Origin of the sequence: Acinetobacter sp. YH12039, assembly GCF_013420015.1 — a bacterium.
In the GTDB taxonomy this organism is placed as follows: Bacteria; Pseudomonadota; Gammaproteobacteria; order Pseudomonadales; family Moraxellaceae; genus Acinetobacter; species Acinetobacter amyesii.
Genome location: NZ_VOZA01000089.1, coordinates 1 through 5,449, shown reverse-complemented (window position 1 = coordinate 5,449; position 5,449 = coordinate 1). Strand labels below are relative to the sequence as shown.

At 39.5% G+C, this 5,449-nt stretch carries 5 protein-coding genes, 1 tRNA gene and 1 pseudogene; 3 read left to right on the top strand and 4 right to left on the bottom strand.

Annotated elements, in window-relative coordinates; genetic code table 11:
- Both FTT98_RS17175 and FTT98_RS17170 read left to right on the top strand, forming a co-directional pair.
- Positions 1-110, top strand: a 110-nt coding sequence (locus tag FTT98_RS17175; RefSeq protein WP_180177600.1) for a zinc ribbon domain-containing protein, incomplete at its 5' end; no start/stop codon positions are given.
- 204 nt (positions 111-314) lie between these two features.
- Entirely contained in the window at positions 315-1,286 is a 972-nt protein-coding gene (locus tag FTT98_RS17170; protein WP_180012416.1) for a cation diffusion facilitator family transporter, read from the top strand.
- A 25-nt stretch (positions 1,287-1,311) separates the two neighbouring features.
- On the opposite strand, the gene FTT98_RS17165 is transcribed toward FTT98_RS17170, so the two are convergent.
- The 4 genes from FTT98_RS17165 to FTT98_RS17150 form a co-directional block, all read right to left on the bottom strand.
- Positions 1,312-1,653, bottom strand: a complete 342-nt coding sequence (locus FTT98_RS17165) for a hypothetical protein (RefSeq protein WP_078189395.1) — start codon at positions 1,651-1,653, stop codon at positions 1,312-1,314.
- Between the two features lie 154 nt (positions 1,654-1,807).
- Positions 1,808-1,883 (bottom strand) — tRNA-Glu (locus FTT98_RS17160).
- 91 nt (positions 1,884-1,974) lie between these two features.
- A complete protein-coding gene (gene gltX, locus FTT98_RS17155) occupies positions 1,975-3,483 on the bottom strand; it encodes a glutamate--tRNA ligase (protein ID WP_180177599.1) in 1,509 nt (502 codons plus the stop codon).
- Between the two features lie 113 nt (positions 3,484-3,596).
- Positions 3,597-4,988, bottom strand: a complete 1,392-nt coding sequence (locus FTT98_RS17150; protein ID WP_180177598.1) for an RNA-guided endonuclease TnpB family protein — start codon at positions 4,986-4,988, stop codon at positions 3,597-3,599.
- Between the two features lie 72 nt (positions 4,989-5,060).
- Between FTT98_RS17150 and tnpA the strand changes: the two are divergent.
- Positions 5,061-5,333, top strand: a pseudogene (gene tnpA / locus FTT98_RS17145) (IS200/IS605 family transposase); the annotation flags it as partial.
- Positions 5,334-5,449: the final 116 nt, after the last annotated feature.

Sequence of the window (5,449 nt, the reverse complement as noted above, 5' to 3'; positions counted from 1 at the left end):
AATGGGAGTGCATGAGCTGTGGTACAGTTCATGATCGAGATATAAACTCAGCTCTAAACATTCTTGCGCTTGGGCATAAGCGTCTAGCTGTAGGAATCACCCTCTTTTAAGGGGGTGAGGATGTCAAAAGTAATTTCAGTCATCTAGATCGCGAAAAATTAATTTGAATAAATTGAAAGTAGATGCTGAAAAAGCAGTTTTAAAGTTTGAAGGTAAAACGTAATACTGAAGGTTGAATGATGTAATTTTATTACGTTTACTGCACCTGTTAAGCTCAAGACTGAAGAACATATAATTTATAAGGTCAGAAAATAATGAGTGAGCATCATGGGCATGACCACAGCCATGCCGTTGTCACAGAAGGGAATGTCAAAAAATTAAGTTTTGCCTTAGCACTGACCACGACGTTTTTGATTATTGAAGTCATTGCTGGATTTATGACGCAAAGTTTGGCGCTATTGTCAGATGCGGCACATATGTTCACCGATGCTGCAGCCCTTGCCATAGCATTGGTCGCGATCAAAATTGGCAAGCTTCCTGCTGATAACAAACGTACCTTTGGCTATCAGCGTTTTGAAATTTTGGCAGCCTTGTTTAATGCCTTGATGCTATTTGTGGTTGCGATTTATATTTTGTATGAGGCCTATCAGCGCTTTTCAACGCCGCCGGAAATTCAAAGTATGGGCATGATGATTGTGGCCGTCATCGGTCTAATCATTAACTTAATCTCGATGCGTATTTTATTTTCCAGTTCACAAGAAAGCTTGAATGTGAAAGGGGCGTATCTAGAGGTGTTAAGTGATGCCTTAGGTTCGGTCGGTGTGATTATTGGCGCAGCGATTATTTATTTTACCGGCTGGATGTGGGTCGATACGCTTATTGCGGTGCTCATTGGCTTTTGGGTCTTACCAAGGACTTGGATTTTACTCAAACAAAGTATCAATATTTTATTGGAAGGTGTGCCTGAAGAAATCGACATAGAAAAATTACGCAATGATTTATTGGCACTCAAAGGGGTGGAGAGTATTCACCAGTTAAAGGTCTGGGCAATTACGTCAAAGAATGTGCATTTGACGGTTCATCTCTTTGCACCTGAAGCCGATCGTAATGCCTTGTATTTTGAGGCGATTGAAATGTTGCAACATGAACATGGAATCACGGAGATGACATTGCAAATCGAAGAAGATGAATGTGTAGTACACCAACACACTCAAAAGTCTGATCATGCACATGAGCATCATCAAGATGATCACGCGCATTCTCATGATGAATCACATCAGCACTAATGCTAATGTGATTTAAATGGCCTGTTTAGATTTCCCACTCATGATTACATTCGCGGCATTTCCATTTTTTCTGTGATTGCATAAAACCTTGCATTGAAATTTTAAAATCTGGCAGGTCGCGGTAGAACATGAAGCCTGCAATCAAGCAAGCAATAAATACAACAACAGTCGCAGTTTGTAATGTAGTGCCTGCACCGTCGCCAAAAATCCACATTGCGATGCTGATAATCACCAACAGTAAAAGAATAAATACCGCAGGGATGAGGATAATCAGGCTTTTAGGCACGACAGGACGAGCAACAGGCTGGCCTGCTTGCGCAAGAGGCATAATTTTAGGGCTTTGACATTTAGGGCAACGGTATTGCATTGCAACTCCATAATTTTAATCTATGGTTTATTTTAATCAGAATGACGCAGAAAGCAAAAATACCGTAAATTTATATTAGATAAAATTTAGGCAATAAAAAACCCAAGTCATAATGCTTGGGTTTTTTATAAGATGATTTGTATCACCTTGAATATGGCGTCCCTACGGGGATTCGAACCCCGGTTACCGCCGTGAAAGGGCGATGTCCTAGGCCTCTAGACGATAGGGACAATTTGAGGCAACTTAGAGTTGGTTGACACCATCTCTCGGTATGGGCGCTATATTAGGGGGATAACGCCCATCCGTCAACTAAAAAATCAATTAAGCTTCATCAACTGCATCATTTTTCGGCAGTTTTAGGCTTTCATTGAGTTTTTCCCATGCTTTTGTTTCTTTTTTGCTCGGTCCACCCACAATTTCAAGCGCATGACGTAAGCGAGCAAAGGTTAAATCAGGACCAATGGTTACCATCGATTGCATAACCGGTGTCGAAGATGTCGAACCAGCAATAGCAATAAAGAAGGTTGGCATGAAGTCACGAAGTTTAATGTCCATTTGGTTCGCCAAATCCATAAGCGTTTGGCTGACGGTGTCATTGTTCCAAGTGAACATGCTTTCTAGACGCCAAATGGCAAATTGAAGGCTTTGACGAACTTGTTCTTCAGTCAATTTTTTGCTTTCAAACTGTTCTTTGCTGAGTGTTGGGAATTGGTTGAAATAAAAACCTGCCCAATTCACTGCTTCAGACAATAAATTAATACGTGGTTGAATCGCAGCAGCAATTTCTTCCAAGGTATTACGATCTGATTTCCAAGCAAGTAGGGTGTTGAGCAATTGACCCGGTGTTAAACCTTTAATCCATTGACCATTTAACCAGTTCAACTTTTCAACATCAAAGATTGGACCGCCTAGTGATACACGTTGAATGTCAAAGTGTTCAATCATTTCAGCCAAAGTGAATTTTTCACTTTCATCTGGCATTGACCAGCCCATACGGCCTAAATAGTTCAATAATGCTTCAGGTAAAACGCCGATGTCTTTGTAGTAGTTAATTGACGTTGGGTTTTTACGTTTAGACAGTTTTGATTTATCTGGGTTACGTAACAGCGGCATGTGGCAAAGCACCGGCATGTCCCAACCAAAATATTTGTACAATAATTGGTGTTTAGGCGCAGAGGGAATCCATTCTTCACCACGAATCACGTGAGTGATTTCCATTAAATGGTCATCAACCACGTTTGCCAAGTGATACGTCGGTAAACCATCGGTTTTCAGTAGAATTTGCATGTCGACTTGCGCCCAAGGAATTTCGACTTCACCACGTAGTAAGTCGTTAAATTTACAAATCCCTTCTTCAGGCACTTTCATACGAATGACATGCGGTTCACCAGCAGCCAAACGCTGTGCCACTTCTTCTGCAGTGTGTTTTAAGCCACGACCGTCATAACGCGGTGATTCACCACGCGCTTGTTGTTCCGCACGCATTTGATCGAGTTCTTCTGCTGTTGCGAAGCAGTAGAATGCATGACCTTTTTCAACCAGTTCCAAAGCATATTGTTTATAAATGTCCATACGTTCAGATTGGCGATATGGCGCATGAGGGCCACCCACATCTGGACCTTCTGACCAGTTCAAACCTAACCAACGCAATGAATCTAAAATCATTTTTTCAGATTCTGGGGTAGAGCGCAGTTGGTCTGTATCTTCAATACGAAGAATAAATTCACCGCTATGTTGCTTCGCAAAACATAAGTTAAACAATGCAATATAAGCAGTCCCAACATGCGGGAAACCAGTAGGAGAAGGTGCGATACGAGTACGAACAGTCATAATCAGCTTTTAATCAGAATGTAAATTGGGATCTATTATAACGAAAAAGCCTGATCACTTAATGCTTAAATGAACTACTCGGAGCTAAAGCAACCGAGTTTTTGTAGTGCAACCTAAGTTGCACACATCTCTTTTGACGCTTCTACGGTACTGCGAAAAGAAGTTTTGACACCTCTAGTCGTCTTACGAACACCTCTACGCCCACTAGATGATAAATAATTACCATCCAACTGTGTTCCACAGTCTAAAACTAATTTAATTGCTCTGTTCTTAATAACAATTGATGCATTGTGATCTGCATTATCAGCATGTCCACAACTCACGCAATTAAACCTGTCTTGGCTTTTGCGATTGTCGTGGTGAGTGTGACCGCATGAAGCGCACTCCTGACTTGTGTAAGAAGCATGAATTGTAAATACAGCCTTACCTAATTTGACTGATTTATACGTTAAGAATTCTGAAATTCTGTGCCATCCAACATTAAGAATAGCTTTGTTTAACCCTGCTTTAGCTTTAGCCTTATTTGGAACAAAACGTCCGAACTCATCTTTCTTGGGGTTAGGCTTTTTGGTCATCTGTTTGGTATTTAGTTTCTCAAAAATAAATACCTGACCAAATCCATTAACCAAACTTCGACTTGTTTTATGAGCGAAATCCTTACGGATATTGGCTTTTTTTGCATGATGCACAGCAAGTCGATGTTTAATCATGGCTCTACGATTTGAGCCTTTTACTTGTCGAGCAAGTCTTTTTTGCAATCGTTTAATATAACGATCTGCTTTACTTAAATGTTTCTTTTGTTCTTTACTGAAATCGAATTGCTCATGTCCTGCATGAACAGGGATGGTGACACCACGATCTATACCAACAACCACCTTTTGTAGGTGTTCCTCATTCATGTCACGTAAGCGTTTGAGGTGCTTTTCTGAGTATTTATCAGCGTTGAATTTTTTACCGTCAAATTCTGCAACTTCCACATCATCTTTATAACAGAAGCCAATGAAATATTGACCTCGTTCTTTGCTAATGTGGATGGATTTTGGCTCTTTAAACTCAGCATGAGCTTTAAAATTTAAAGCTCCGATATTGAATTTCTTACCGCCAATAAATAATTTACGCTTATTGTTTTCTACTCGAAACTCAAATAAATCAGATGTTAAATGGACAGAACCTTTGTCTGATTTTTTTTTGCGTCTTGGTCGTCCACACACACCCTTAATGGATTTTTTGAGCGTATTAAACCAATTTACGGTTGAGTTCTTTTGAATGGTGCTAGGACAGTTTGCAAGCCAAGAGCTTAATTCATTCGATTTAAAGTGAGAATATTTCTGATCTTGGGTTTCATAATAGTGATTGTATGGTGTGAATTTGCGAGCAAAACCACGATAGTATTTATCTTCATCACATTTGGCATTCCAAATAAAACGAGCACAACCCATCCACTGACTTAAAATTAGTTTTTGATGTTCAGTTGGATATGCCCTTAATCTGATGCCTGATAGCAATTAAAAAACCTCTAGTGAACAAGCTTATTTTTGCTCAAAATAAGATCAATGTAAATCTAGTGTGTGGTTAATATGTACGAGTGGAGAACAGGTAGATCATGTATTTTTAACAATATTGTTCATCTAGTATTTGTTACAAAATACCGAAGAGATGTATTAACAATGGAAATACTGACTTCTTTAAAAGAGATTATGAAAGAAACTTGCTTGCAAATGAATTGTGAACTCATTGAGTTTAATGGCGAGGATGATCATATTCACATGCTTGTAAGTGTTCACCCTAAACATTCAGTGTCTAATTTAGTGGGTAAACTAAAGGGCAAAAGCTCTTATGTTTTAACTAAATGTGCGGAATTCTCCATCTATAATCTGTGATTTAGATGGAGATGGATAGCACGCCTTTTCAGTCGGGTCTTTCTTGGTTTTGGATGTATTCTCGAATTACATCAATTGTCGCTCCA

Coding starts and splice junctions, on each gene's coding strand:
- FTT98_RS17170 (WP_180012416.1), top strand. CDS start 315: ATGAGTGAGCATCATGGGCATGACCACAGCCATGCCGTTGTCACAGAA.
- FTT98_RS17165 (WP_078189395.1), bottom strand. CDS start 1,653: ATGCAATACCGTTGCCCTAAATGTCAAAGCCCTAAAATTATGCCTCTT.
- gltX (WP_180177599.1), bottom strand. CDS start 3,483: ATGACTGTTCGTACTCGTATCGCACCTTCTCCTACTGGTTTCCCGCAT.